This is a genomic window from Kouleothrix sp. 19917 (assembly GCF_057073505.1).
The window spans coordinates 4,293,337-4,316,931 of record NZ_CP097099.1 but is presented as its reverse complement, the minus strand read 5'-3'; the positions used below and the strand labels follow the sequence as shown (position 1 = coordinate 4,316,931).

The 23,595-nt window shown below is 64.9% G+C and carries 22 protein-coding genes; 14 read left to right on the top strand and 8 right to left on the bottom strand.

Going from position 1 to position 23,595, the window contains the following annotated elements:
• Nucleotides 1-2: 2 nt before the first annotated feature.
• The 3 genes from M1P90_RS17675 to M1P90_RS17665 all read right to left on the bottom strand — a co-directional run bounded on the left by M1P90_RS17675 (nt 3) and on the right by M1P90_RS17665 (nt 2,094).
• Nucleotides 3-359 (bottom strand): four helix bundle protein, encoded by a 357-nt coding sequence (locus M1P90_RS17675; protein WP_483704592.1) that lies wholly within the window; start codon nt 357-359, stop codon nt 3-5.
• Between the two features lie 75 nt (nt 360-434).
• Nucleotides 435-1,511: a deoxyguanosinetriphosphate triphosphohydrolase gene (locus tag M1P90_RS17670; RefSeq protein ID WP_483704590.1), complete on the bottom strand. Its 1,077-nt coding sequence runs from the start codon at nt 1,509-1,511 to the stop codon at nt 435-437.
• Between the two features lie 100 nt (nt 1,512-1,611).
• A complete protein-coding gene (locus M1P90_RS17665; RefSeq protein ID WP_483704588.1) occupies nt 1,612-2,094 on the bottom strand; it encodes a hypothetical protein in 483 nt (160 codons plus the stop codon).
• Between the two features lie 155 nt (nt 2,095-2,249).
• Between M1P90_RS17665 and M1P90_RS17660 the strand changes: the two genes are divergently transcribed.
• From M1P90_RS17660 to M1P90_RS17600, 13 genes are all read left to right on the top strand, one after another.
• Nucleotides 2,250-3,182: an MSMEG_4193 family putative phosphomutase gene (locus tag M1P90_RS17660; protein ID WP_483704587.1), complete on the top strand. Its 933-nt coding sequence runs from the start codon at nt 2,250-2,252 to the stop codon at nt 3,180-3,182.
• A gap of 29 nt (nt 3,183-3,211) precedes the next feature.
• Nucleotides 3,212-3,724 (top strand): DUF3090 family protein, encoded by a 513-nt coding sequence (locus M1P90_RS17655; RefSeq protein ID WP_483704585.1) that lies wholly within the window; start codon nt 3,212-3,214, stop codon nt 3,722-3,724.
• Between the two features lie 151 nt (nt 3,725-3,875).
• On the top strand, nt 3,876-4,613 hold the full coding sequence (locus M1P90_RS17650) for an SCO1664 family protein (RefSeq protein ID WP_483704583.1): 738 nt from the start codon (nt 3,876-3,878) through the stop codon (nt 4,611-4,613).
• Between the two features lie 345 nt (nt 4,614-4,958).
• Complete coding sequence (locus tag M1P90_RS17645; protein WP_483704581.1) at nt 4,959-5,600, top strand: GntR family transcriptional regulator; 642 nt, start codon at nt 4,959-4,961, stop codon at nt 5,598-5,600.
• A gap of 105 nt (nt 5,601-5,705) precedes the next feature.
• On the top strand, nt 5,706-7,433 hold the full coding sequence (locus M1P90_RS17640; RefSeq protein ID WP_483704579.1) for an ABC transporter substrate-binding protein: 1,728 nt from the start codon (nt 5,706-5,708) through the stop codon (nt 7,431-7,433).
• A 123-nt stretch (nt 7,434-7,556) separates the two neighbouring features.
• Nucleotides 7,557-8,576, top strand: coding sequence for an ABC transporter permease (locus M1P90_RS17635; protein ID WP_483704577.1), 1,020 nt, complete (start codon nt 7,557-7,559; stop codon nt 8,574-8,576).
• Between the two features lie 285 nt (nt 8,577-8,861).
• Entirely contained in the window at nt 8,862-9,749 is an 888-nt protein-coding gene (locus M1P90_RS17630; protein WP_483704575.1) for an ABC transporter permease, read from the top strand.
• A gap of 134 nt (nt 9,750-9,883) precedes the next feature.
• Complete coding sequence (locus tag M1P90_RS17625; RefSeq protein ID WP_483704573.1) at nt 9,884-11,026, top strand: M24 family metallopeptidase; 1,143 nt, start codon at nt 9,884-9,886, stop codon at nt 11,024-11,026.
• Between the two features lie 72 nt (nt 11,027-11,098).
• Nucleotides 11,099-11,482, top strand: coding sequence for a RidA family protein (locus tag M1P90_RS17620; protein WP_483704571.1), 384 nt, complete (start codon nt 11,099-11,101; stop codon nt 11,480-11,482).
• 66 nt (nt 11,483-11,548) lie between these two features.
• Nucleotides 11,549-12,547, top strand: a complete 999-nt coding sequence (locus tag M1P90_RS17615; RefSeq protein ID WP_483704569.1) for an LLM class flavin-dependent oxidoreductase — start codon at nt 11,549-11,551, stop codon at nt 12,545-12,547.
• 123 nt (nt 12,548-12,670) lie between these two features.
• Nucleotides 12,671-14,518: an alpha/beta hydrolase family protein gene (locus M1P90_RS17610; protein ID WP_483704567.1), complete on the top strand. Its 1,848-nt coding sequence runs from the start codon at nt 12,671-12,673 to the stop codon at nt 14,516-14,518.
• A complete protein-coding gene (locus tag M1P90_RS17605; RefSeq protein WP_483704565.1) occupies nt 14,515-15,537 on the top strand; it encodes an LLM class flavin-dependent oxidoreductase in 1,023 nt (340 codons plus the stop codon). Before M1P90_RS17610 ends, M1P90_RS17605 begins: the two co-directional genes overlap by 4 nt.
• Complete coding sequence (locus M1P90_RS17600) at nt 15,524-15,865, top strand: TIGR04076 family protein (RefSeq protein ID WP_483704563.1); 342 nt, start codon at nt 15,524-15,526, stop codon at nt 15,863-15,865. The genes M1P90_RS17605 and M1P90_RS17600 overlap by 14 nt, the downstream gene beginning before the upstream one ends.
• Before the next feature lie 129 nt (nt 15,866-15,994).
• Here the strand turns inward: M1P90_RS17600 and M1P90_RS17595 are convergent, their stop codons facing one another.
• Nucleotides 15,995-16,825, bottom strand: a complete 831-nt coding sequence (locus tag M1P90_RS17595; RefSeq protein ID WP_483704561.1) for a hypothetical protein — start codon at nt 16,823-16,825, stop codon at nt 15,995-15,997.
• 301 nt (nt 16,826-17,126) lie between these two features.
• On the opposite strand from M1P90_RS17595, the gene mshB reads away from it, so the two are divergent.
• Entirely contained in the window at nt 17,127-17,993 is an 867-nt protein-coding gene (gene mshB / locus M1P90_RS17590) for an N-acetyl-1-D-myo-inositol-2-amino-2-deoxy-alpha-D-glucopyranoside deacetylase (RefSeq protein WP_483704559.1), read from the top strand.
• A gap of 25 nt (nt 17,994-18,018) precedes the next feature.
• Here the strand turns inward: mshB and M1P90_RS17585 are convergent, their stop codons facing one another.
• From M1P90_RS17585 to M1P90_RS17570, 4 genes are all read right to left on the bottom strand, one after another.
• Nucleotides 18,019-18,999 (bottom strand): IS110 family RNA-guided transposase, encoded by a 981-nt coding sequence (locus tag M1P90_RS17585; RefSeq protein ID WP_483698797.1) that lies wholly within the window; start codon nt 18,997-18,999, stop codon nt 18,019-18,021.
• 445 nt (nt 19,000-19,444) lie between these two features.
• Nucleotides 19,445-20,839 carry an FAD-dependent oxidoreductase gene (locus M1P90_RS17580; RefSeq protein WP_483704557.1) on the bottom strand — a complete coding sequence of 465 codons (1,395 nt, stop codon included), beginning with the start codon at nt 20,837-20,839 and terminating at the stop codon, nt 19,445-19,447.
• Nucleotides 20,840-21,138: 299 nt separating this feature from the next.
• Nucleotides 21,139-21,924, bottom strand: coding sequence for an enoyl-CoA hydratase/isomerase family protein (locus M1P90_RS17575; RefSeq protein WP_483704555.1), 786 nt, complete (start codon nt 21,922-21,924; stop codon nt 21,139-21,141).
• Between the two features lie 263 nt (nt 21,925-22,187).
• Entirely contained in the window at nt 22,188-23,576 is a 1,389-nt protein-coding gene (locus M1P90_RS17570; RefSeq protein WP_483704553.1) for a DUF4129 domain-containing protein, read from the bottom strand.
• Between the last annotated feature and the right edge of the window lie 19 nt (nt 23,577-23,595).

The following is a 23,595-nucleotide window of genomic DNA, read 5'->3' as shown; positions in this document are numbered from 1 at the left end:
ATTTACGATTTGCGATTGCGCAGTGTCTTGATAGAAGCAACCGTCATAGCAATGATTTCGTTGGTTTCCTGCATCAGTTCGCTCAGGCGCTGTGCTGGAACCAGACCAGCCTCGATCAAAAGCTCTTGCCAGAATAATGTTTCGTCGGCTTCTTCCTCGACGATTTTGAGCTTGTTGATGATATCGGCAGTAGATTTTGCGCGGCACGCTGCCCGATAGTTTGCCCCGACTGATGTTGCGGACCGAAGGATCTGGCGACCCAGTACATCTGCTGAGCGTGTTGGAGGCAAAGCTTCAACTAATCGAACGATCCGCACTCCAAGCTGCTTGGTTCGTTCTTTGAATTCTTCCTCATTCATTGCGCCAAATCTTCAATCGTAAATGATTGATTGCACGCCCAAAATCGTAAATCCAAAATCGGCAATCGTAAATCGCTAGGCTCCCCACGTGCGCGGCACATACAGGTCGTTGAAAATTTTGATCGCGTAGCGGTCGGTCATGCCGGCGACGTAATCGACCACGGCGCGCTCGATTGGCTCGCTGCGCTCGGCGTTGATGCGCAGCAGGTCGGGCGGGAGCTGATCGGGATGCGCGACAAAATGGCGGTACAGCAGGTCGATCAGCTGGCGCACTTTCTGGTCGTCGGCTTTGGCGCGCGAGTCGAGGTACACGTTCTGGTACATAAACTCGCGCAGGGCGTTGGTGGCTGCCAGCGTGTGCGGGCTCATCGCCAGCAGCGGCGGGTCGGGCGGCGCGCCTGTGCCACTGGCCCACCAGTTATAGTCGATCAGGTCGCACACCATGGTGTTGATACGCAGCGCGTGCGTGTCGCCCAGCACCGCCACCGCATCGGCGGGCAGGTCGCTCGGCTGGAGCAAGCCCGCGCGCAGGGCGTCGTCGATGTCGTGGTTGATGTAGGCGATTGAGTCGGCGATTTTGATGATCTGCCCTTCCAGCGTGCTCGCCACGCCCCAGGCCGTCGCCATGATGTCACGGCGGGCTTTGGAATGCAGGTAGATGCCCTCGCGCACGGCGTAGGTCAGGTTCAGGCCCTGGCCGTCTTTCTCCAGCACCTCCACCACGCGGCGGCTTTGCTCGTTGTGGCGGAACGAGTGGCCTTGCGCGTGCGAGATCGCCGCCTCGCCGGCGTGGCCGAAGGGCGCGTGGCCGAGGTCGTGCCCCAGGCCAATCGCTTCCACTAAGTCTTCGTTCAGGCGCAGCGCGCGCGCAACGGTGCGGGCAATCTGCGTGACCTCGAGCGTGTGCGTGAGGCGCGTGCGGTAGTGATCGCCAAGCGGTGCGATAAATACCTGCGTCTTATGTTTCAGCCGGCGAAACGGCTTGGAATGCAAGATGCGGTCGCGGTCGCGCTGAAAGCTGGTGCGCACCGGCGACTCGTCTTCGGGCCGGTCGCGCACGGCCGCGCCGCTCATGGCCGCCAGTGGCGAAAGCCGCTCGTGCTCGTCTGCTTCAGCGCGCTCGCGAATGCCGGCGTGTGTCGGGCGTGACATAGAGTCATTCCTCCCTGGCGCCAGCATGCGTGGGTGGCGGTATGAAATGCATCTGCCAATTGGCTGGCGGGTGGTAGTTGCCGCAATTGACAAATGCGCGTTACACGTTGGATGGTTCGATTTCGGGGTGGGGGGGCCGCACTGAAATTGTACTACGACTCAGGGCGCGCTGCAAAGCCACGGCCAGCGCGGCCAGCAGATGCACGATCACAATTGCCTGGAAGTAGAGCGCGTGCCTGGCCTCGTTGGCGAGCTGGCGGGCCTCGGCGGTGGCCGTAAAGCAGCCGGCCGGGCCATACTGCCCCCACACCACCGCGCACGACTCGTAGCGCGCAGCGATGAATGGCGCAAAGAAGTAGATGCAGAAGCACACCGCCGCCGCCCACAGGCGCTCGCCACGGCGCGCGAAAAACCAGCCCCAGAAGGTGGCGAATGGCGTGGCGAAAATCACCCAGGTTTGCGCGCGCAAACGCTCGTCGGCGCTGAGATCGGGCACCAGCCCACGGTTGTACACTGCCCAGGCCGCGCCGAGGGCAGCTGCGCCAACGATCAGCAGAAAGGTCTTGTAGTCGAAGCGTTGCATAAGCCTGGCCACGCATACTGTTGCGGCGGTGCGCGCCGCTCGTTCGGGTGCGCGGGGGATTATACCATAGCGCCGTGATGCCCGCCGAAACCGCCATGCGCCGGGAAGATGTGGTATCATACGCGCTGCACCGACCGAACGCCAAAGGAGCACCCGTGACACTGCTGCTGCTGATTCGCCATGGAACCAACGACTGGGTGCATGGCCGCCTTGCCGGCTGGACGCCGGGCGTGCACTTGAACGAGGAAGGCCGCAGGCAGGCCGCAGCGCTGGCCGAGCGGCTGGCATTTCTGCCAATCGACGCGATCTACGCCAGCCCGCTCGACCGCACGGTCGAAACGGCGCAGGCGATTGCCGGGCCGCGCACCATGCCGCTGCGCCTGGTCGAAAGCCTGGGCGAAGTGAAATATGGCGAGTGGCAGGGCGCCGAGCTGAAAGAACTGTACAAGCACGAGCTGTGGCCGGGCGTGCAGTTCTACCCCAGCGGCACGCGCTTCCCTGGCGGCGAAACGCTGGGCGAGGCGCAGATGCGCATGGTCGCCACGCTCGACAACCTGCGCGCTCAGCACCCGAAAGGCATCATTGCAGTAGTTTCACACGCCGATATTATCAAGCTGGCGATTGCCTACTACGTCGGCATGCACATGGATTTGTTCCAGCGGCTGGAAATTATGCCCTGCGCGCTGACTGCCATTCGCTTCACCAACATGGGGCCGCGCCTGCTGGCCTACAACGATGTTGGCACGCTGGAATACCTGAAGCCCAAGCCCGAAGAGCCGCCTAAGGCTGAAGACGCGCCGGCCAATGGCGCTGAGCCCGCCGCCGATGCGCCGAAGCCGGAAGATGCGCCAGTGGCCGAAGTTGCGCCAGTCGCAGCAGATATGCCCGCCGCCGAGCCGGCCGCAGAAATAACAACGACCGAAGAAGCGCCAGCCGCGCCAGCCGCTGAGCCGCCAGTGGCGGAACTGCCCGCTGCCGAGCCGGTTGCCGCCGAAGCCGCCAGCAGCCCCGCCGCGCCGGTGCTGCCCGAAATGCCTGGCAATGGCGCGTCGCCCGATGCGGCGCACGAATTCCAGGCCACGTTTTAAGCCCTGAACCAGTGAGGACGTAAGAGTTCATGCCCGATTATACCTACGAGCTCGACCCAGTCTCGCGCATCACCGCCAACGCGGTTGGCGAGCCGGGCAAGCGCGTGTTCTACATCCAGGCGCGCCGCGACCGCCAGCTGGTGTCGCTGATCTGCGAGAAAGAGCAGGTGCGCGCGCTGGCCCAGCATATTACCCAGCTGCTCGAAGACCTGACCGAGAAAAACCCGCTCCTGTCGTCCAGCGACGACATGCTGGTGCTGGCCGCCGACATGAGCCTGGAAGAGCCGCTTGAGTCGCGCTTCCGCATTGCCCAGATGGGCATTGGCTACGACGCCGACCGCGACCTGATCATCCTGCTGATGCAGGGCAGCGCCGAAGAAGAAGGCGAGGACGCGCCAACTGCCCGCTTTGCCGCCACGCGCCAGCAGATGCGCGCCCTGAGCGAGCACGCCGCGCAGGTGGTCTCGCGCGGGCGGCGCATTTGTGGCAACTGCGGCCGGCCAATCGACCCAACTGGTCATTTCTGCCCGCAGATGAACTAAGCGCTCAATCGAGGTTGCGAGGAGCGAATACCACGAAGGCACAAAGGCACGAAGGGCTTTGGAAATCTGTAAACGCCGAGCTTTTGTGGCGAGCTGAATAGTAACTGGAACGAGGCGACCGCTCACACTCGTTCTGAATGACACAGACACCATGCCAGAAACACCATCTTCCGAGTTGAACGTCGCTGATGTGCTGACACTGCTGGCCCAGGGCGACCTGGATGTGCAGGGCGTGCTGCCGTGGAGCAGCAACTACACCCTGCTCACCGCTGTGCGCCACGGCAACCTGCAGGGCCTGGCCGTCTACAAGCCGCGCCGCGGCGAGCGCCCGCTGTGGGATTTCCCGCGTGGCACGCTTTGCCAGCGCGAGGTGGCCGCCTATGTGCTAAACGCCGCGCTGGGCTGGAATCTTGTTCCGCCCACGGTGCTGCGCGACGGCCCGTATGGCGTGGGCTCGCTGCAACTGTTCATCGACGCCGACCACGAGTCGCACCTGTTTACCATGCAGAAGGAAGGCGGCTTCGACGCGGCGATCGAGCAGCTGGCGGTCTTCGATGTGCTGGCAAACAACGCCGACCGCAAGAGCGGCCACTGCCTGAAAGGCAATGACGGCCGGCTGTGGGCGATCGACCACGGCATCTGCTTCCACGCCGAAATGAAGCTGCGCACCGTGCTGTGGGATTATGCCGGCCAGCCAATGCGCCCCGACATTCTGGCCGACCTGCGGGCGTTTCGCGCTAACCTCACCGGCGACATGGCCCGCCTGCTCGAAAATCTGCTCGACACCGACGAAATGCGCGCGCTGCGCCGCCGCCTCGACCGCCTGATCAACACCGGCATCTACCCCGACCCCGGCCCCGGCCGCAATGTGCCCTGGCCGCCGGTGTAATTTCCACAGCATCCCACCCCACGCCCGCAGCGGAAACGCTCGCCGGGCGTTATTTTTTCCTTTTTTGCGAATTGGCATCACTCAGCGGGTACCCGACGCTGTACTCTTCGCCTGCGGCAGCAAGGTACAAACGATTATTATGGTGTGCGATTTTTGCGCGCGTAGCGCGCAAAAATCGCACACAAAGAAAAAATTGAGTACCGCTCTGCCGAAGGCTAAAACGCTGGCTGCGCAAGCCATAATTGACAGCGCCCGCGCTTTTCGGTATACTCCGCGCACACAGACTGTATACAGCTTGTATACACTAATTTCACAGACGAGCCGGGCAGCAAAGGTAGCGAGCGCATGAGTGAGCCGCGCGAAACCGAAACGCAGCGCATCTTCGAAACGTTGAAGGCCCGCATTCTGAGGAACGAGCTGGCCTCGGGTACGCCGCTCAGTCACTCGCAGCTCTGCCGCGATTTGCAGACCAGCCGCACGCCCGTGCGCGAGGCGCTCTCGCGCCTGGAGGGGCTGGGGCTGGTGACGACAATCCCGCACCGTGGCACGATTGTCGCCAAGCTCGATCTGCACGACTACCTCGAAATCGGCCAGATTCTGGCGCAGCTCGAACCGTTTGCGGCGCGCATGGCCGCTGGCCGCATGTCGCCCGCCAGGCTCGACGATTTTGAGGCGCAGCTGCGCGACCTGTACCACGCGCCGCCAACGGCTGCCGCGATCGACCAGCTCAACCAGATCGACAACGCGCTGCACCGCGAGATCCTGGCTGTGGCGGGCAACCGCCGCATGTACGACATGGTCGAAACCATGCGCAGCCTGTGCGACCACCTGAGCTTCGCGCTTGAGCGCCGCTTTGATACTGTGATCGACGAGCTGTTTGCGCTGATTGCGGCGCTGCGCGTGGGCAACAGCGCGGAGGCCGCGCACGCAATGCTGCACCACATCACCAGCTTTGGCGAAACACTGCCCGGCTCACTCGGGCGCTAAATCCCACAACGACGTGCTGCTCCCACTGATCTGCCCGTGGCGCTCTCGTTCGGCCCGGCCGAGCACGCGCCGCTGACCGTTTCCAACCCCAATAAAGGAGAAGCCATGTTCGCTCGACACAAGCTCCTGGCCGCGCTCGTAGCAGCGATTATGCTGCTGAGCCTGGCCGCCTGCGGTGGCGCGGCCCCGGCTGCCGCCCCCACAGCAGCCCCTGCCGCCGAGGCTACCGCTGCCCCCGCCCCGACGACGGCCGCGCCCGCCGCCGAGGCCACTGCCGCGCCCGAGCCCACCGCCGCAGCGGAAGCGACCGCCGCGCCAGCCACGGGTGCCGAGCCCGGCACGCTGGTGATGGCGATTGCCGAAGACTCGGCCTCGCTCGACCCGGGCCGCGCGTTTGAAACCACGCCCTCGATTGTGCACAAGGCCACCTACGAAACGCTGGTGACCTTCCCGGCCGCCTCGGTCGATAAGATCGAGCCACTGCTGGCCAAGGAATGGAAGATCAGCGACGACGGCAAGACCTACACCTTCACGCTGCGCGACGGCGCGATGTTCTCGGATGGCAGCCCGGTCACTGCCGCCGACGTCGTGTTCTCGTTCAATCGCATGAAGAACATCAAGGGCAACCCGTCATTCCTGGCCGAAACGATCGACAGCGTCAGCGCGACCAACGACACAACCGTCGAGCTGAAGCTGAAAGCGCCCGATCCGGCCATTCTTTCTAAGCTGGTATTTTCGGCCTTTAGTGTCGTAAATTCGAAAGTGGCGCAGGCCAATGGCGCCACCGACGCGGCCGACGCCGACAAGGGCGACAAGGCCGAAACCTGGTTCAACAGCAACTCGGCCGGCAGTGGCCCCTACATGCTCACCAAGTGGGAAAAGGGCGTTGAGACCGTGCTGGAGCGCAACCCGAAGTACACTGGCACCGCGCCCAAGATCGAGCGCGTGATCATTCGCAACATCCCCGAGGCGGCGACGCAGAAGCTCCAGCTTGAGGCTGGCGACGTGCAGATCGCGATGGACCTGAGCGCCGACCAGCTTGGCTCGCTGCAGAACAACCCTGATGTAACAATCTTCCAGACGCTCAGCGACACGATGTTCTTCCTGCTGATGAACCAGGACAAGACGATTGGCGGGCCGATGAGTGATCCGAAGGTGCAGCAGGCCGTGCGCCTGGCGCTCGACTACGAGGGCTTCAAGGCGCTGGCGGGCGGGCAGGCGGTCACGCCGCCAACGATCCTGCCGGTGGGCTTTGCGGGCGCGTATGGCGAGGACAAATCGCTCAAGCGCGATGTCGAGGCCGCCAAGAAGCTGCTGGCCGATGCCGGCCAGACCGCGCCAACAATCGACCTGGAGTATCCCGACTTCACCTTTGGCGGCGTGAGCTTCGGCACCATGGCGCAGAAGGTGCAGGCCGACCTGGCCGAGGCGGGCATCACCGTCAACCTCAAGCCGGCCGAGCTGCAGGTGGCGCTGGAAAACTACCGCCAGGGCAAGGAAGCGTTTGGCCTGTGGCTGTGGCTGCCCGACTACCGCGACTCGCTCGACTACGTCGAGTTCCTGCCCGATGGCGTGGTGGGCAAGCGCGCCAACTGGCTGGGCGACAAGGCCGAGGCGGACGTGATTTCGCTGCGCGACAAGGTCAAGGTCGAAACGAACGTCGATGCGCGCAACCAGCTCTTTGGCCAGATGCAGGACTACCTGCTGAGCAAAGGCCCGTATGCCGCACTGGTGCAGCCAAGCGTGCAGATCGGCCTGAGCAGCAAGGTACAGAACTTCGCCTACAACCCGCAGTGGCGCGTCGACCTGGCGCAGCTCGGCATGGGCGAGTAGCACGACGTTTGCAGAGCTTGGGAGGTTTGGAGGGCATTCGCCCTCCAAAGAATTCCCTCTTTTGGTGGCTGTCGGCCACGAATGTGACCGACAGCCACCAAAAGGGAGAGGCGCGCAGGCACTATGAACATACTCACCTACATTCTGCGCCGGCTGGTAGTCACGCTGCCGCTGCTGGTCGGCATTACGCTGATTGCGTTTGCAATCGCGCGCGCCGTGCCCGGCGACCCGGTGACCGCTAACCTCGGGCAAAAGGCCATGTCCGACCCGCAGATCGTCGCGGCGTTTCGCGCCGAGTGGGGGCTGGACAAACCCGCCTACGAGCAGTATGTGATCTACGTCGGCAAGCTGCTGCAAGGCGACCTGGGGCGCTCGATCAAAAGCCGCCGCCCGGTGCTCGACGACCTGCGCGCATACCTGCCCGCTACAATCGAGCTGGCGACCGCGTCGATTGTGCTGGGCGTATTGTCGGGCGTGCTCTTTGGCGTGCTCTCGGCGGTGCGGCGGAATAGCTGGCTGGATCAGCTGGTGCGCTTTTTCTCGCTGATTGGCGTGAGCGTGCCGGTGTTCTGGCTGGCGCTGGTGCTGCTGTTCATCTTCTATGCGCGGCTGCGCTGGGCCGCCGGGCCGGGCCGTCTCGACGCCGGCATGAAGCCGCCCACGCGCCTGACCGGCTTTTTCACCATCGACGCGCTGGCAAGTGGCAACTGGCCAGCGTTTGTGAACGCGCTGCGCCACCTGGTGCTGCCGGCCATCGTGCTGGGCAGCTACACCACCGGCCTGATCGCCCGCGTCACGCGCTCGTCGATGCTGGAGGTGCTCGGGCAGGGCTATGTGCGCACCGCCCAGGCCAAGGGCCTGCGCGAGCGCACGGTGGTGCTGCGCCACGCCCTGCGCAACGCGCTCATCCCGGTGGTCACCGTGATCGGCTTTTCGTATGGTGGGCTGCTGGCCGGCGCGGTGCTGACCGAAAGCATCTTTGCGTGGCCGGGCATCGGGCAGTACGCCTTTCGCGCCTCGACCTCGCTTGATTTCCCGGCGATCATGGGCGTGAGCCTGCTGATCGCGCTGATCTTTGTGCTGACCAACCTGATCGTCGATGTGCTGTACTTTGTGCTCGATCCGCGCCTGCGGATGGCCTGACGGTTGGGGTGGGTTAAAGGTTAGAAGGTTCGAAAGTTTCCGTCAACCTGCCCGCCGCAGGCGTATGCGATACGCCCCGGCGGCAACCTGTAACCTGTAACCTGCTAACTGCCAACTGCCAACCGCAGGCGTATGCGATACGCCCCAGCGGCAACCTGCAACCTGCAACCTGCAACCTGCAACTTGCCCGCCGCAGGCGTATGCGATACGCCCCGGCGGCAACCTGCAACCTGCAACCTGCAACCTGCAACCTGCTAACTGCCAACTGCCAACTGAAACACGCCTATGGCAACACTCGCACCAACAATTGAACTTCGGCCCGTGCGGCCCACGCGCCTGACGCGGGCGTGGCGCTTTCTGCGCGCAAACCCGGTGGCGCTGGTGGGTCTGGCGCTGGTGATTGCGTGGGTGCTGATCAGTCTGCTGGCGCCGCTGATCGCGCCCTATGGCCCGCTGGAACAGAAAATCGTGCAGCGCCTCAAGCCACCCTCGGCGGCGCACTGGTTTGGCACCGACCAGCTTGGCCGCGATGTGCTGACGCGCGTGCTGTACGGCGGGCGGCTTTCGCTGCCAGCCGGCTTGTCGGTGGTGCTGCTGGCGGGCATTGTTGGCACCGCAATTGGCGCGATCTCGGGCTTTGCGGGTGGCTGGCTCGACGAGCTGATGATGCGCATCACCGAAGTGTTTATGGCCTTCCCAACGATCATTCTGGCCATGGCGATTGCCAGCGCGCTTGGGCCAAGCCTGATCAACGCCATCCTGGCGATGGTGGTGGTGTGGTGGCCGAGCTACGCGCGTGTGGTGCGCGGCCTGGTGCTCTCGGTGAAGGCGAACGACTACGTGCAGGCTGCCCGCGCGCTGGGCGTACCCGAGGGCCGCATCCTGTGGCGCACGGTGCTGCCGAACTGCCTTGCGCCTGCGGTGGTGGTCGCCACAATCGACCTGGGCAACGCGGTGCTGGTGTTCGCCGGCCTGAGCTTTCTGGGCCTCGGGCCCGACCCGGCCACGCCCGAGTGGGGGCGCATGATCGCCGACGGCATCGAGTTCTTCGACCAGTGGTGGATGTCGGCCTTTCCGGGGCTGGCGATCTTTCTTGTGGTGATGGCATTCAACTTCGTGGGCGACAGCATTCGCGACGCGCTCGACCCGCAGCTGCGGAACAGTGTGCAGTAGGCCGTTTGCCAGACCATTGAGGTATATGAAGCCACAGAGAACACCAAGGCCACCGAGTTTAATACTCTTCCTCAGTGTCTCGGTGGCCTCGCTGGCGCAACCGTTTTCTTCTCGGCTAAAAAGGATGACCAATCATGCCAGACTACACCGCCCGCCTCCAGCGCGTGCAGGAGCTGATGGCCGCGCAAAACATCGACCTGCTGTTTCTGCAGCGCTCGGCCAACCTGCACTACCTCACCGGCATCGAGCGCGAGGAGCAGAATTTCGGCAACACGATGTACCCGGGCGAGTGGCTGACTGGCGCGTGGATCGCGCCGGGCCGCGCGCCCATCCTGACGATCCCGCGCATGCTGGCGGCCTTCCATCTCGACATCACAGGTTACGACGTGCGCGTGCTGCCCGATGCTGGCGACCCAGCCGCGCTGGCGCGTGAGGTGCTCGACGCGCTGGGCGCGCCGGCCAGCGCCACAATCGCGCTCGACGACCGCGCCTGGGCCGAGACGCTGATGGGCCTGCAGGCGCTGCGCCCGGCCGCGCGCTTTGTTTCCGCCGCGCCGATCATGCGCCCGCTGCGGCTGATCAAGGGCGAAGACGAGCTGGCGATTATGCGGCAGGCCGGCGCGATCACTGAGGCGGCCTTTGCGGATGTGCTGCCCCGCCTGCGCCACGGCATGACGACGCTCGACCTGATTACCGAGGTGAACTACCAGCTCCGGCGGCACGGCTCGCTCGCGCCCTCGTTTGTGACGGCCTTCTACAATATGGGCGTGAACTTCCCCTTCGACTTCCATAACCGCGAAGAAACCCTGCTGCTGCCGCTCGACGCGCCGGTGTCGGTATCGTTCGACTTTGGCGGCGTGCTCGACGGCTATTGCTACGACTTTGGGCGCTCGGTCTTCTTTGGCGAGCCGGGCGACGAATACCGCAAGGTGTACGGTCTGGTGATGGGCGCGCAGGCCGCTGGCATTGCCGCGCTGCGGGCCGGCAACACATGCGAGCAGGCCGATGCCGCCGCGCGCGCCGTGATCACCGACGCGGGCTATGGCGAGGCCTTCCGCCACCGGCTGGGCCACGGCATCGGCATGGATGTGCACGAGCCGCCCTTCCTGACCGCTGGCGACAAGACGGTGCTGCGGCCCGGCATGTGCTTCACCGTTGAGCCGAGCATCTTCATACCGCACCAGCTTGGCTGCCGTGTCGAAGACGTGGTGGTGGTGCGCGACGATGGCGGCGAGCCGCTGACCACCGGCTTCCAGCCTTTGTACGTGGTGGAGTAGCGCAGCGAAGAACTGAGAACCGAGAACCATGCCTCTCGGTTCTTGGTTCTTGGTTCTGCGAAGGGAGCATTGATGCCACGCCAGAATGTTTCGAGCGGCACGCCGTGGGAAGCCATGGCCGGCTACTCGCGCGCAGTGCGGGTGGGCCAGCAGGTGTATGTTTCGGGAACCACCGCCTCGGACGCAAGCGGCGCGGTGCAGCACCCCGGCGACGCGGCTGGGCAGGCGCGCTATGTGCTGAACAAAATCGCCGCCGCGCTGGCCGAGGCCGGCGCAACGCCGGAAGATGTCGTGCGGACGCGCATTTTCGTGCGCAACCTGGCTGATTGGGAAGCGGTTGCGCGCGTGCATGGCGAGGTCTTTGGCGCGATCCGCCCGGCCAACACGCTGGTGCGCGCCGAGATGATCGAACCCGAGATGCTGGTTGAGATCGAAGCCGTCGCGATCATTCAGTAGGCGGTGTGCAGTCGGCAGTCGCGCTTGCGTTCTTACTGCCAACTGCAAACTGCCGACCGAGGAAGTATGCGATTTTCTGTTCGCTTCAACAACGACTTGCCTGCGCAGGACTACCCGCGCCTGGCGCGCGCCGCCGAGGCCGCCGGTTTCAGCCAGTTCTGGGTGAGCGACGACCTGTTTCTGCGCGGCGTCTGGCCGATCCTGACGGCCTGCGCGCTGGCGACCGAGCGCATCGAAATCGGCACATGCATCGTTAATCCCTACACCATGCACCCGGTCGAGATCGCCATGCAGGCCGCCGCGCTGGATGAGCTGAGCGGCGGGCGCATGCTGCTGGGGCTGGGCGCGGGCGCCGGCGATTTCCTGGGCTGGGTTGGGCTGGCGCAGGAGCGCCCGCTGGCGCGCATGGCTGAAACGCTCGCCGCCTTGCGGCAGCTCTTTGCCGGCGAGCGCGTGCGCTTCGACGGGCAGGAACTGCGCGGCTGGACCGACGAAGCCTACCTGCGCTTCCTCGCGCGCCCGATCCCGCTCTACCTGGGCGCGATGAGCCCGCGCATGCAGCGGCTGATCGGGCAGGCGGCCGATGGCGGGTTGCCGCTCTTGTTCCCGCCCGAGCTGTACGCCGACGTGATTGCGCAGGTGCGCGCTGGCGCGGCGGCGGCTGGGCGCGATATGGGCGCGATCGATGTGGCCGCCTGCGTTTGGGTGTCGGTGAGCGCCGACCGCGCCGCCGCCGAAGATGCCCTGCGCGAAAAAGTGGCTTTTTACGGCCACGCCTTTAGCGACCAGATCCTGGCGCGGCTGGGCGTGGCGCGCGCCGAGTTTGCCCCAATCGCCCACGCGGTGCAGGTGGAAAATAATCTTGCCAGAGCGAAAAGTCTTGTTACTGACGCCATGCTGAGCGTGGGCGTGGCTGGCGATGCGCGCGACTTGATCCCGCGTTTGGAACATCTTGCCGCGCTCGGCGCGACGCACCTGAGCTTTGGCCCGCCGATCGGGCCCGAGCCGCTGGCCGCGCTCGATGTGCTGGGCCGCGAGGTGCTGCCGCATTTTCGGGATCGGTGACGCCGGTGCGATTCGTTGGGGCGGGCAGGATGTTGCGCGATGGTTGGCGTTCGTGGGGCGAAGCATTCTGCTGACCGATGGCCATCGGTCAGCAGAATGCTTCGCCCTTACAGGGAGATTTCGATGGATACTTCGGATACTGCACTCACGCTCGACCAGCTTCTGGCGATTGAGGGGCTGGGCAGCGGCCCCTATGGCGGCGGCGACGTGGCGCGCTGGTCGCCCGATGGCCGCGAGCTGCTGGTGGCGGCGCGTCTGGGCGGCGAGCTGGCGCTGTGGCTGGTGCCAGCGGCGGGCGGCTTCCCGCGCCGTGTCACCACCATGCCGATTGCGCTGCAGTTTCTGGCCAGCCCGATGCAGAGCTTTTCGCCCGATGGCCGGCTGATTGCGTTTCTTTCTGAAGCGAACGGCGCGACCGAGCTATGGCTGTGGGAAGCGGAAACTGGCCGCCAGCGCCAGCTCACGCGCCTGGGTAACCATATTGCGGGCTATAGCTGGGCGCGCGATGGGCAGAGCCTGCTGGTGGCCGCGAACACGCGCGGCGGCTACGACATTTATCGTGTGGGCGTGGCGGATGGCGCAACCCAGTGCCTGACCGGCGATGAGCGCTACGAGGTTTCGCCGGTGGAGACGCCGGGCGACGCGCGCGTGCTGTATGTGCGCCTCAGCGAAGGCTGGACCGACCACGAGATTGTGAGCATTGCGCCGGGCGGCGGCGACGAGCGCGTGATCGCCACCGACAGCGACCTGTTCGACTACCACTACGGGCGCACCTTTGGCGTGCCAGCCGTCGCGCCGGATGGCAGCGCGCTGCTGTTTCGTTCGCACCGCAGCGGCTGGATCAACTACTGGGCCGCGCCGCTGGAAGCGAACGGCGAGCCGCGCCAGTTCTGCCCGCAAGCCGCCGACCAAAGTGGCGCAACATGGTCGCCCGATGGCCGGCAGGTGGCATTCCTTTCGAACACGAACGGCACGCTGGCGCTGTGGCTGTGCGACGCCGACGGCGGCAACGCCCGCGCGCTGGTCGCGCCCGAGCAGGGCGTGTGCGCCGCGCCGGTCTGGTCGCCCGACGGCAGCACAATCGCCTTTTTCCTTGCCGCGCCCGACGACACGCAAGACCTGTGGCTGGTGAATGCGGCCAGCGGCGTGGCGCGGCGCGTGACCGACACGCTGCCGGTGGGGCTGCGCGGCCAGCTGGTTCGCCCCGAGAAAATCAGCTACCCCAGTTTCGACGGGCGCACGATTCACGCCTACCTGTACCGCCCGCCGACCCTGCCGCCCGGCACGCGCGCCCCGGCGGTGCTGCACATTCACGGTGGGCCAACCAGCCAGTTCTACGACGCGCTCGACCCGCTGGCGCAGTTTCTGGCGGCGCGTGGCTATGCCGTGCTGATGCCGAATATTCGCGGCAGCTCGGGCTATGGCAAAGAGTTTGAAGACCTGAACAACGGCGACTGGGGTCACGGCGACCTGCACGACGCGATTGCGGGCGCGAACTGGCTGCGCGCCCAGGAGTGGGCCGACGGCGCGCACATCGGCATCACTGGCACGAGCTACGGCGGCTGCCTGAGCATGTCGGCAGTGTGCAACGCGCCGGGCGAGTTTCAGGCCGCCGCGCCGCACGCCGGCTATGCCGACTGGGTGTTTGTGATGGGCGAGCAGGAGCGCCGCCACCTGCAGCTTATGCATTATGAATTTGGCGACTTCGAGCAGAACCGGGCGGTGTACCGCCACTGTTCGCCCGTATACAATGTGCGCCGGGCGCAGACACCCACGCTGGTGCTGCATGGCGAAGGGCTGCTGCCGCGCTCGGACGACTCGCGCCGCTTTGTGGAGGCCATGCGCCGCGAGTACAAAACTGTGGAGTACAAAACCTACCCCGGCGAGTGCTACTACGTGCGCACGCGCGCCAACCTGCGCCGTATGTACAGCGACATGGCCGAATTCTTCGACCGCTACCTGCGCCCATGACAGCGCCGCACAGCATCACAATCGCCTTCCAGACCGACCACCCGCTCAGCGCGTATGGCCCAATGGCCGCGCAGTGCGAGCAGTATGGCTTCGACGGCGTGACGGTCTACAACGACATGCTGTACCAGCCGGCCTGGCTGCCGCTGCTTGAGATCGCGCGCGCCACGCGGCGGGTGCGCCTGGGGCCAGCGGCGGTCAACCCCTTCACCTGCCACCCAATCAACATCGCGGGCAACATCGCGCTGCTCGACGAAGCATCGGGCGGGCGCGCCTACCTCGGGCTGGCGCGCGGCGCGTGGCTCGATTTTGTGAGCCTTGCGCCCGAGCGCCCAGTCGCGGCGCTGCGCGAGGCCTTTGCATGTGTGCGCCACCTGCTGGAGCAGCGCCGCGAGCCGTTCGAGAGCACAATATTCCCGCTAGTCGGCGGCGACGCGCTGCGCTGGCGCATTCTGCGGCCCGACATACCGTTTCTGCTGGGAAGCTGGGGGCCGGCAGCCATGCGCGCCTGCGCGCCGCTGGTGAACGAGATCAAGATCGGCGGCACCGCCAACCCGGCTGTGCTGCCGCATGTCCGCCAGGCTGCCGATGCTGCCGCGCGCGCCGCTGGCCGTGACCCGGGCGCGTTACGCATCTGCGTGGGCGCAGTGACCGTGGTGGACGAGGATGGCGCAGCGGCGCGCGCGCTGGCCCGCCGCCAGGCTGCGCTCTACCTGCCCGTGATCGCGCCGCTCGACCCGACCCTGGGGATCGAGCCGGAGCTGCTGGCACGCGTGAACGCCGCTGCTGCTGCCTACGACTTCGACGCTGCGGCGGCCTGTATTTCTGACGAGCTGCTGGCGCGGCTGGCCTTTGCTGGCACACCCGCCGAGGTCGCCGCCCAGGCCGAGGCGCTGTTTGCGGCCGGCTGCAACCGCGTGGAGTTCGGCACGCCGCACGGTCTGAGCGAGGCGAGCGGTCTGCGCCTGCTGGGCGAGCAGGTGCTGCCACGACTGAAAGGAAGCCAGCATGGCGCGCAGTGATGAGTTCGAACTCTATGATCTGAAGGTGTCGGTCGAGGCGATTGCGGGGAACTGCACCTGCGCCATGCAGGTTGGCGACTGCTTCTTTCTGCGCGGTGGCAAGCTCGCGCTGCCCGACGGCCGTGATTTCTGCCTGTACGCGCTCCAGGCGGCGATTCCGCTGCTGCCCGCCAAGCAGCGCCGCAACCACCCGGCCGACTGGATGGAAACCGACGCGCGCGTGACCTGCCCCGACCCGGCCTGCCGCCTGATTATGCACATCGAGCGGGTTGGCACGCGTACGCTGCGCCACGACGACGTCAGCCCGATTCCGTGGGAAGAATCGTAAGGCGGCGAGCCGCCCGCTGCCGGGTGCCTGCCGCCCAAGTGCGTCATGTATCCACAGATTACGCAGATTGCACAGAAGGTCAAGCACCATAGTCTGGGCAATCTGTGTCATCTGCGGATTGTTCCCGTCCTATCGCAGCCGCGCCACTGCCGTCGAAATACTGATGCCCAGGTAGATCAGCACCATCAGTGGGTTGACGAGCATCATCGGCAGGGTGCCGAGCGCCATAGCCGTGCCAACCGTAATCTGCATCGGGCGGCCGCGCTTGAGCTTGGTGACGTTGTCGACGATCCGCACAATGAACTCGGCAATCGCCGGCCCGGCCATAAACACAATGAAGAAGCCAAACAGCCCGCGCGCGAAGAATGCTACCGGCACCGCCACCAGCGCCGCCGCCAGCAGCGCCACAATCGCCGCCACCACCACGTCGCGCGGGGCGACCTTGTAGTTGCTTGGCCGGCGCGCGCGGCGGTCGTCGGGGCAAAGCTGGCCCACCGCCGTCATGGTCGCGCACTCGGCGCAGATCGGCCGGCCGCACTGAGTACAATGCAGCCCAGTTTCGCGGTCGGGGTGGCGGTAGCAGAACTCGATGGCGGTGGCGGGCGCGGCTGTGTCGGGCGCGCTCAGCAGCGGCGAGGCATCGCCCGAGCTGTTGCGCTCCTCGCGCCGCCGCGAGGGTTCGAGCTGCATGCCCTGCGCGATCAGCTGCTCGACATAGCGCAGGCTGGCGGCGGCGTCGGCGTTGTCGGGCTGCAAGGCCAGCGCCTTTTGCAGGTATTCGCGCTTTTCGGCCAGAATTGGCACGACGCTGCTCAGGCCCACCCACGCCTCAACGCTGCTCGCGTCGAGCTCGGTGGCGCGGCGGAATGACGCACGCGCGGCCAGCGTGTCGCCGGCCAGGGCGGCAGCGCGCCCGTCCTGAATGAGCTGGTGGATATCGGTGATTGGTAACTCTGTCATATTCGGCTCAATACTGTGTATTGTTTCCAGCACAATACATCGTCTGGGTGTATAGTATCACGCGGCAGGCGTTGGCGGCAACTGGCGGCGCGCAACTATCATCGGGCTCTCATTTTGCCCGGCCCGATGCGGTGTTTCGTACAAAAGCCACAGAGAGCACCGAGAACACGGAGGAAGGCACGTACGTGTGGCTTTATCTGCGACGTGCATACGATTCATCTCATTTTATAAGACGCGCGAATGGCCGTGTTGTTGCGCCAAACGCCTGGTATCGACCGGTGGAACAGGAGAACGCGAACCCATGGAAAACCCGCTGACCTTGATGATTGTTCATGCGCACCCCGATGACGAGGTGATTGGCTCGGGCGGCACGTTTGCACATTATGCGAAAGCAGGCGTTCAAACCGTGCTGGTGACGGCAACGCTGGGCGAAGAAGGCGAGATTGTGGTGAAGGAGATCGACACGCCCGAGAATCACGCGCGCCTGGCCGAGATTCGCCGCGAAGAATTGCGCGCCGCGACCGATATTCTGGGCATTGCGCACCAGGAGTTTCTGGGCTACCGCGACTCGGGCATGGATGGGCGCGAGTCGAACGCGCACCCCGAGTGCTTCCATTGCGCCGACCCCGACGAAGCGACCGAGCGCCTGGTGAAGCTGATCCGCGCCTACCGCCCGCAGGTGCTGATTTCCTACAACGCGCACGGCGGCTACGGCCACCCTGACCATATTGCCTGCTACAAGACCACCCAGGAAGCCTTCGAGGCCGCTGCTGACCCGGCGCGCTACCCCGAGGCCGGGCCGGCCTGGGCGGTTGACAAGCTCTACGAAATGAACCGCCCGCGCGAGCGTTCGCGCCAGGCGTGGGAAGCGATGCGCGCGCAGGGCATCAAAACCCCGCTCGACAACCCCGACTATAAGATCGAAAACTACACCGCGCCCGACGACGTGATTACCACCGCGATTGACGTGGCCGAGTATATGCCTTTGAAGCGCGCCGCGCTGCTGGAGCACCGCACGCAGATCGCCACCGACGGCCCGTTTCTGAGCATGCCCGACGACATTGGGCGCACCTGGTTCGGCACCGAGTACTTTACGCTGCTCCAATCGCGGGTGCCGCTGCCGCCGCGCGAGGGCTACGAAAGCGACCTGTTCGCGGGCCTGCGCTAGCGCCAGATTTTGAACCACAGAGATATTACGTTGAAGAACGGGTCGGGCCAAGGACTTTGTTTGGGTCAAAGGGCGTTTTATGCTTGAGTACACCATAGACCACGTGCAACAACTTGCGCATCACCGCACCGATGATCACACCCTTGGCTTTGCCGCGCGCTGCCAGCCGTTCCGCAAACGCCTTGAACCCTTCGCATCGTCGCATCGCCACAATTGCCGGCCAGTACAGCGCCGCTCGCACGCTCGCCTTGCCCACTTTCGAGAGGTGTGTTCGCCGCCGCACACTCGTTCCCGATTCGTGCTGCGCCGGTGTTACTCCCGCGTCTGCCGCCAGCGCCTTGGCCGATGTATACGCGTCGATATCGCAGAACTCCCCCAGCAACTTAGCGGCAGTGATTGTACCTATTCCGACAATCGCCGTGAGAAGCGCAGCTTGCTCGCCCAGGTCACGCTCGTCTTTGAGATGCTGTTTGAGTTGTGCCTCGACGCTTGTGATCTGCTCCTCTACGCTTGCCAGAACCGTTTCAAGCGACGTGCGCACCACCGTGTCGCTGGTATCGCCCAAGCGATTGGACAGTTGCGTGCGCGTTTGGAGCAAGTCGTCGCGATGGCGTGTGAGCGCACGCAAGCGGCGCTGGGCGGCAGAGGGTGGTGTCCAGGCTTCGGGCTGGCATTGCAAGCAGAACAACGCAATGATGCGGCTATCCTGTTTGTCGGTCTTGGTGCGCATCATCTGGCTTTGGGCAAAACCCTTGATACGGGCAGGGTTAACCACACTGACGATGTGCTGAGCATCGGCGAGGAAGGCAGCCAGCGCTTCCCAATAGACATTGGTTGCCTCCATACAGGCATGCACGTGCTCAATGTGCTGGGAGCGAAGCCACTGCTGGAGCTGCTCAAAACCAGCGGAGGTGTTCGGAAACTGCTTGTGGCGACGGTCGCCACCCTCACGCAGCAGGGTGACATCGAAGGTGAGTTTGGCGAGGTCAATGCCGAGAATGTGCATGATAGCTCTCCAAAGGACAAGAAAAGGAGCTTGTTTCGGACCAGTCTTGAGGCTACGTGCTCGTGGGCACTGGGATCTTACACGGTCTTGTGAAACAAGCGATACGATGCATCGAAAGCCATTCTCTGTGACAGCGTCGAGCGCATCGGTCTTTTGCGGCCTTGAGATGCATCAAGGCATAGGATAGCAGAGCCAAGCCACTTCTGCGAGCCTTCATTGGTCTTTTGTTGACCCGCCCCACTTGGCGGCTTTTTAGACAAGACACAGAGGCACGGAGAAGTTGAATTTTCTCCGTGCCTCCATCGTTTAGTGTTCTAGCCCCAATACCTTTTTTATAGTAACCACCAAGGCACAAAGGCACCGAGGTTATATTGCATACGAAGCCCTTGGTGTCTTGGTGTCTTGGTGGTAAACGTTCCCAACACCCATTTTGAAATGTGCTGGTTTAGCCCTTGATCACATCCAGCATCTCGGCCACGCGGGTGACCTTGACGCGCGGGCGGCCCTGCGCCGCGCCCGACGCCAGCTCGTGGGCGTCGAGCTTCTTCCAGTCGGCATAGGTGACATAATCGGGTTTGCGCGCCTTGAGCAGCGCCAGCACGGCGTCGGGGTCGCGCTTCGCATCATCAATTCCATCGAGCGTCGGCACATCTTCTACCATCGCCGCCACAGTCGAAACGGCGTCGGGCTTGTTGGTGCCGATCACGCCGGAGGGACCGCGCTTGGCCCAGCCCACCACATACTCGCCGGGGATGCTTTCGCCGCTGCTGGCGTGTGTCACGCGCCCAACGACATTCATAATCGTGTAGGAGGCTTCGTCGAAGGGCACGCCTTTGAGCGGCACACCCCGGTAGCCGACCGAGCGCAGCACCATGCCGCAGTCGAGCGTTTCGAACTCGCCGGTGCCTTTGGCGCGCAGGCCACCGCGCCCGTCGGACACAAGCAGGTTGCGCTCGATCTTCACGCCCGCGACATGCCCATCCGCGCCAAGGATCTCGACGGGCGAGGCCAGAAAGCGCATGCGGATCGTCTTCGAGCCAGCCCAGTCGGTGCGGGCGGCGTAGGCGCGCATCAGCTCGACATTCTTGGCCGCGATTTTGTCTTCGGCCAGCGCCGCCTCGCTGTCGGGGTCGAGCTGCAGCTCAGCCGGGTCGAGCGCGACCTGCACGTCTTCCAGCTCGCCAAACTCCTTCAGCTCGGCGTTGGTGAAGGCCGCCTGGGCCGGGCCGCGCCGGCCAAGCATCACAACCTCGCGCACCTTGCTCGCGCGCAGCGCCGCCAGCGCGTGGTCGGCAATGTCGGTTTTCGCCAGCTCGTCGGGGTTGGTCACCAGAATGCGCGTCACGTCCATCGCGACATTGCCGTTGCCGATCACCACCACGCACTCGGTGCTCAGGTCGAACTCGTAGTCGCGGTAATCGGGGTGGCCGTTGTACCAGCCGACAAAGGCGGTGGCCGGGTAGCTGCCCACCAGATCTTCGCCGGGAATGTTCATGCGCCGGTCGGTTTGCGCGCCGACCGCGTAGATGATCTGGTCGTAGAAGGGCTTCAGGTCCTCGTGCATCAGGTCTACGCCAAAGGTTACATTGCCGAAATAGCGCACGCGCGGGTCGCCGGCAATGCGGTCGTAGATGCGGGTGACGGCCTTGATCGACTGGTGGTCGGGCGCGACGCCTTCGCGCACCAGGCCGAAGGGGGTGGGGAAGCGGTTGAAGAAATCGATTGAGAGGTTCAGATTCGCTTGCTTGAGCAGCGCTTCGGCGGCGTAGAAGCCGGCCGGCCCCGCGCCAATAATTGCGACGCGCAGCGGCCGCGCAGCGCTTCCAAGTGGTTCTGCCACAGCGTGTTATCCCTTTCGCTAGCCAAAAGCGCCCGCGTGGCGGGCGCCCTTGTGATAGGTTGCACAGAGCGTAGCGATAATCTAACACGCAGGGGGGAGGGTGTCAACGCTCGGCTGGCAGCGGCCAGGGCTATGTCACAGTTCCCAAACTTTATCCACAGATTACACAGATATGAGACCGCTCATCTGCGTAATCTGTGGATCGATCTCGTTCTTTTTCCATCGTTGACATGGCCCTGGGTCGCGGTGCTGTGCTCTGGCGCGATCATAGCGCGAGGGAGTTACATTTTAGTGCAGGCCTACTCGCCACGCCAGACGGGCGGGCGCTTTTCGAGAAAGGCGCGAAAACCCTCGAAGCCATCGGCGCTGCTGAGGATTTCGCGCTGCAAGGCGGCTTCGCGGGCGAGCGCCTCGGCAAAGCTGCTGTCTTGCGCGTCGCGCACGGCGCGGCGGATGCGCGTGAGCGCGAGGGGAGCCTGCGCGGCCAGGCGGCTGGCGTAGGCCGCCACCGACGCGGCAAAGTCTTCGGTTGGGTAGACGTAGCTGGCGAGGCCGATGGCGCGCGCTTCGTCGGCGGGCACGCTTGCGCCACTGTAGAACAGTTCGAGCGCGCGGCCCATGCCGACGAGGCGCGGCAGGTTCCATGTGCCGCCGCCGTCGGGGATCAGGCCGACGCGGATGAACAGCTCGGCAAACTGGGCGCGCGCCGAGGCCAGCCGAATATCGCAGGCCAGCGCGAGATCGCAGCCCAGGCCGGCCGCCACGCCATCCACGGCGGCGATCACCGGCCAGCGGGCGTTGTGAATTGCCAGCAGCGCCGGGTGGTAGGCGTCGGTCAGCACGCGCCAGGCTGCATCGGCAGAAAGCTCGGCCCCGGCGATCATGGTGATGTCGGCGCCGGAGCAGAACGCCCCGCCCGCGCCGGTGATCACAATCACGCGGGTGCTGCCGTCGTCGTTGCAGGCTTCGACGGCGTCGCGCAGGGCCAGCATGGTCGGGCCATCGACGGCGTTGCGCACGGCGGCGCGGTTGATGGTGATGGTTGTCACCGCGCCGTCGCGGCGGGCGAGCAGGCTGTCGCTCATAGGTTCCTCGTTTGCAGTTTTGCGAGTTGCGACGAAGATTTTACCACGGAGGCACGGAGGCACGGAGGCACGGAGGTTTGAGTTGCATGTTTGAAAGTTGGAGGTTGCAGGTTGGGCGACCGATACTCAACCATCAACCACCAGAAGATAAACCGCAAAGAGCGCAAAGATCTGAGGGTTAGGGTTGGCGGGTTCTTGGTTCTCGGTTCTGCGGTTCTGCGGTTTACGCTTACCCGTCACCTTGTCACCCCGTCACCCTTTCATCATGTCTCCTTGCGGGCGCTGGCTTGCTCGATTGCGGCCCAGGCGCGCTCGGCGGCGTCGGCGTCGGCGGGGGATGCGCCGGCCGGGTTGTAGCGCGCGCGCTCGTAGGCGTCGGTGAGGGTGGCGACGGGTTGCGCCGCGCCGGGCACGATTGCCTTGGCGACTGGCCCATACTCGCGCGCGGTCTGTGGGGCGTTGCGCGGCTGATCGCGGGCCTCGCCAAGCAGCAGCAGGCGAATGTAGCTGCGCCGAATGCGGCTGGCCGGGTCGGTGCCGCGCAGGCGGGCCAGGGCATCGCGGAGGCCGCCGGCAGACGCGGCTGGGCGCAGCTTGCCCAGCAGGCTAAGCAAATCGTCGGCCAGGCCACTCCAGCTCCACAGCGAAACGCGCTCCTCGTCGGGGCTTGTGCTTCGGCGTCTGCGGCTGCGCAGAAAATAGAGCAGCAACAGAATAATCAGCACTGGCACGATCGCCAGCACTGCCTGAATGAGTACCTGAACCCACGGCGGAAAAATGCCGAGCACGCCCTGGGCAGCTGGCGGCAGATCGGTGGCGGGCGGCTGCACTGGCGGCGGCGCGATGTCGAAAATGCGCTCAAGGTGCAGCAGGCGAAACAGCCACTCGAAGGCGGTGGCAAGCAGGTAGAGCAGCGGCGCGATGATCAGCGCGATCAGGAAAATAAACGCCTGCCAGGCCACGCGCACGATCTGCGCGGCCTCGTGGCCGAACAGCGCGCTGACCAGCACACCCAGACTGAGCACCAGCACAATCGCGCCAGCTAGCGTGAGGAGGCCGCGCCAGCCCATGCGCTGCAACTCGGCTTCGCGCTCGTCGCTGGCGGCGGCCAGCGCAATCGCCAGCAGGCCAACCGCGAAGAAGCTCAGCACCTCGGTGGAGGCCAGCTCGCTCAGGCCGGGCCGCCCGCCGCTGCCCAGAAAGCCCACGCCAACAATCAGCATAAGCATGACGGTGGCGAGGCGGAACAGGCGGTGCAGGCTGACGCTGTCGTGCAGGGCCAGGCGCGTGCCCCGCCAGAAGCAGTACAGGCCGACCAGCAGCGCGAGGTAGGCCGCGCCGGCGCGTGGGTCGCTGAAGGTGACGAGCGCGCCCAGCGCGTCGCCCCAGCCGCTGAGCAGGCTGGCATTATCGAAGGCCGAGACTTTGGCGGCCCACAGCGCGGCCAGCAAACCCAGCCCGGCCAGCGCAAGGCCCTGGCGCTCGGGGCGCAGCCGCCGCAGCACCACCCAGTCGGCCAGCGCGCCGGCCAGCACCACCAGCAGCAGGGCGCCCCAGGCGTCGTGCCCGGTGATGGCGAGCAGCAGCGTTGGTGGGGTGGCCTCGACCACCGCCAGACTCAGGTAGTAGATGATGCGCTGCCATGAAAGCATGGGCGGGACCTTTACCAGG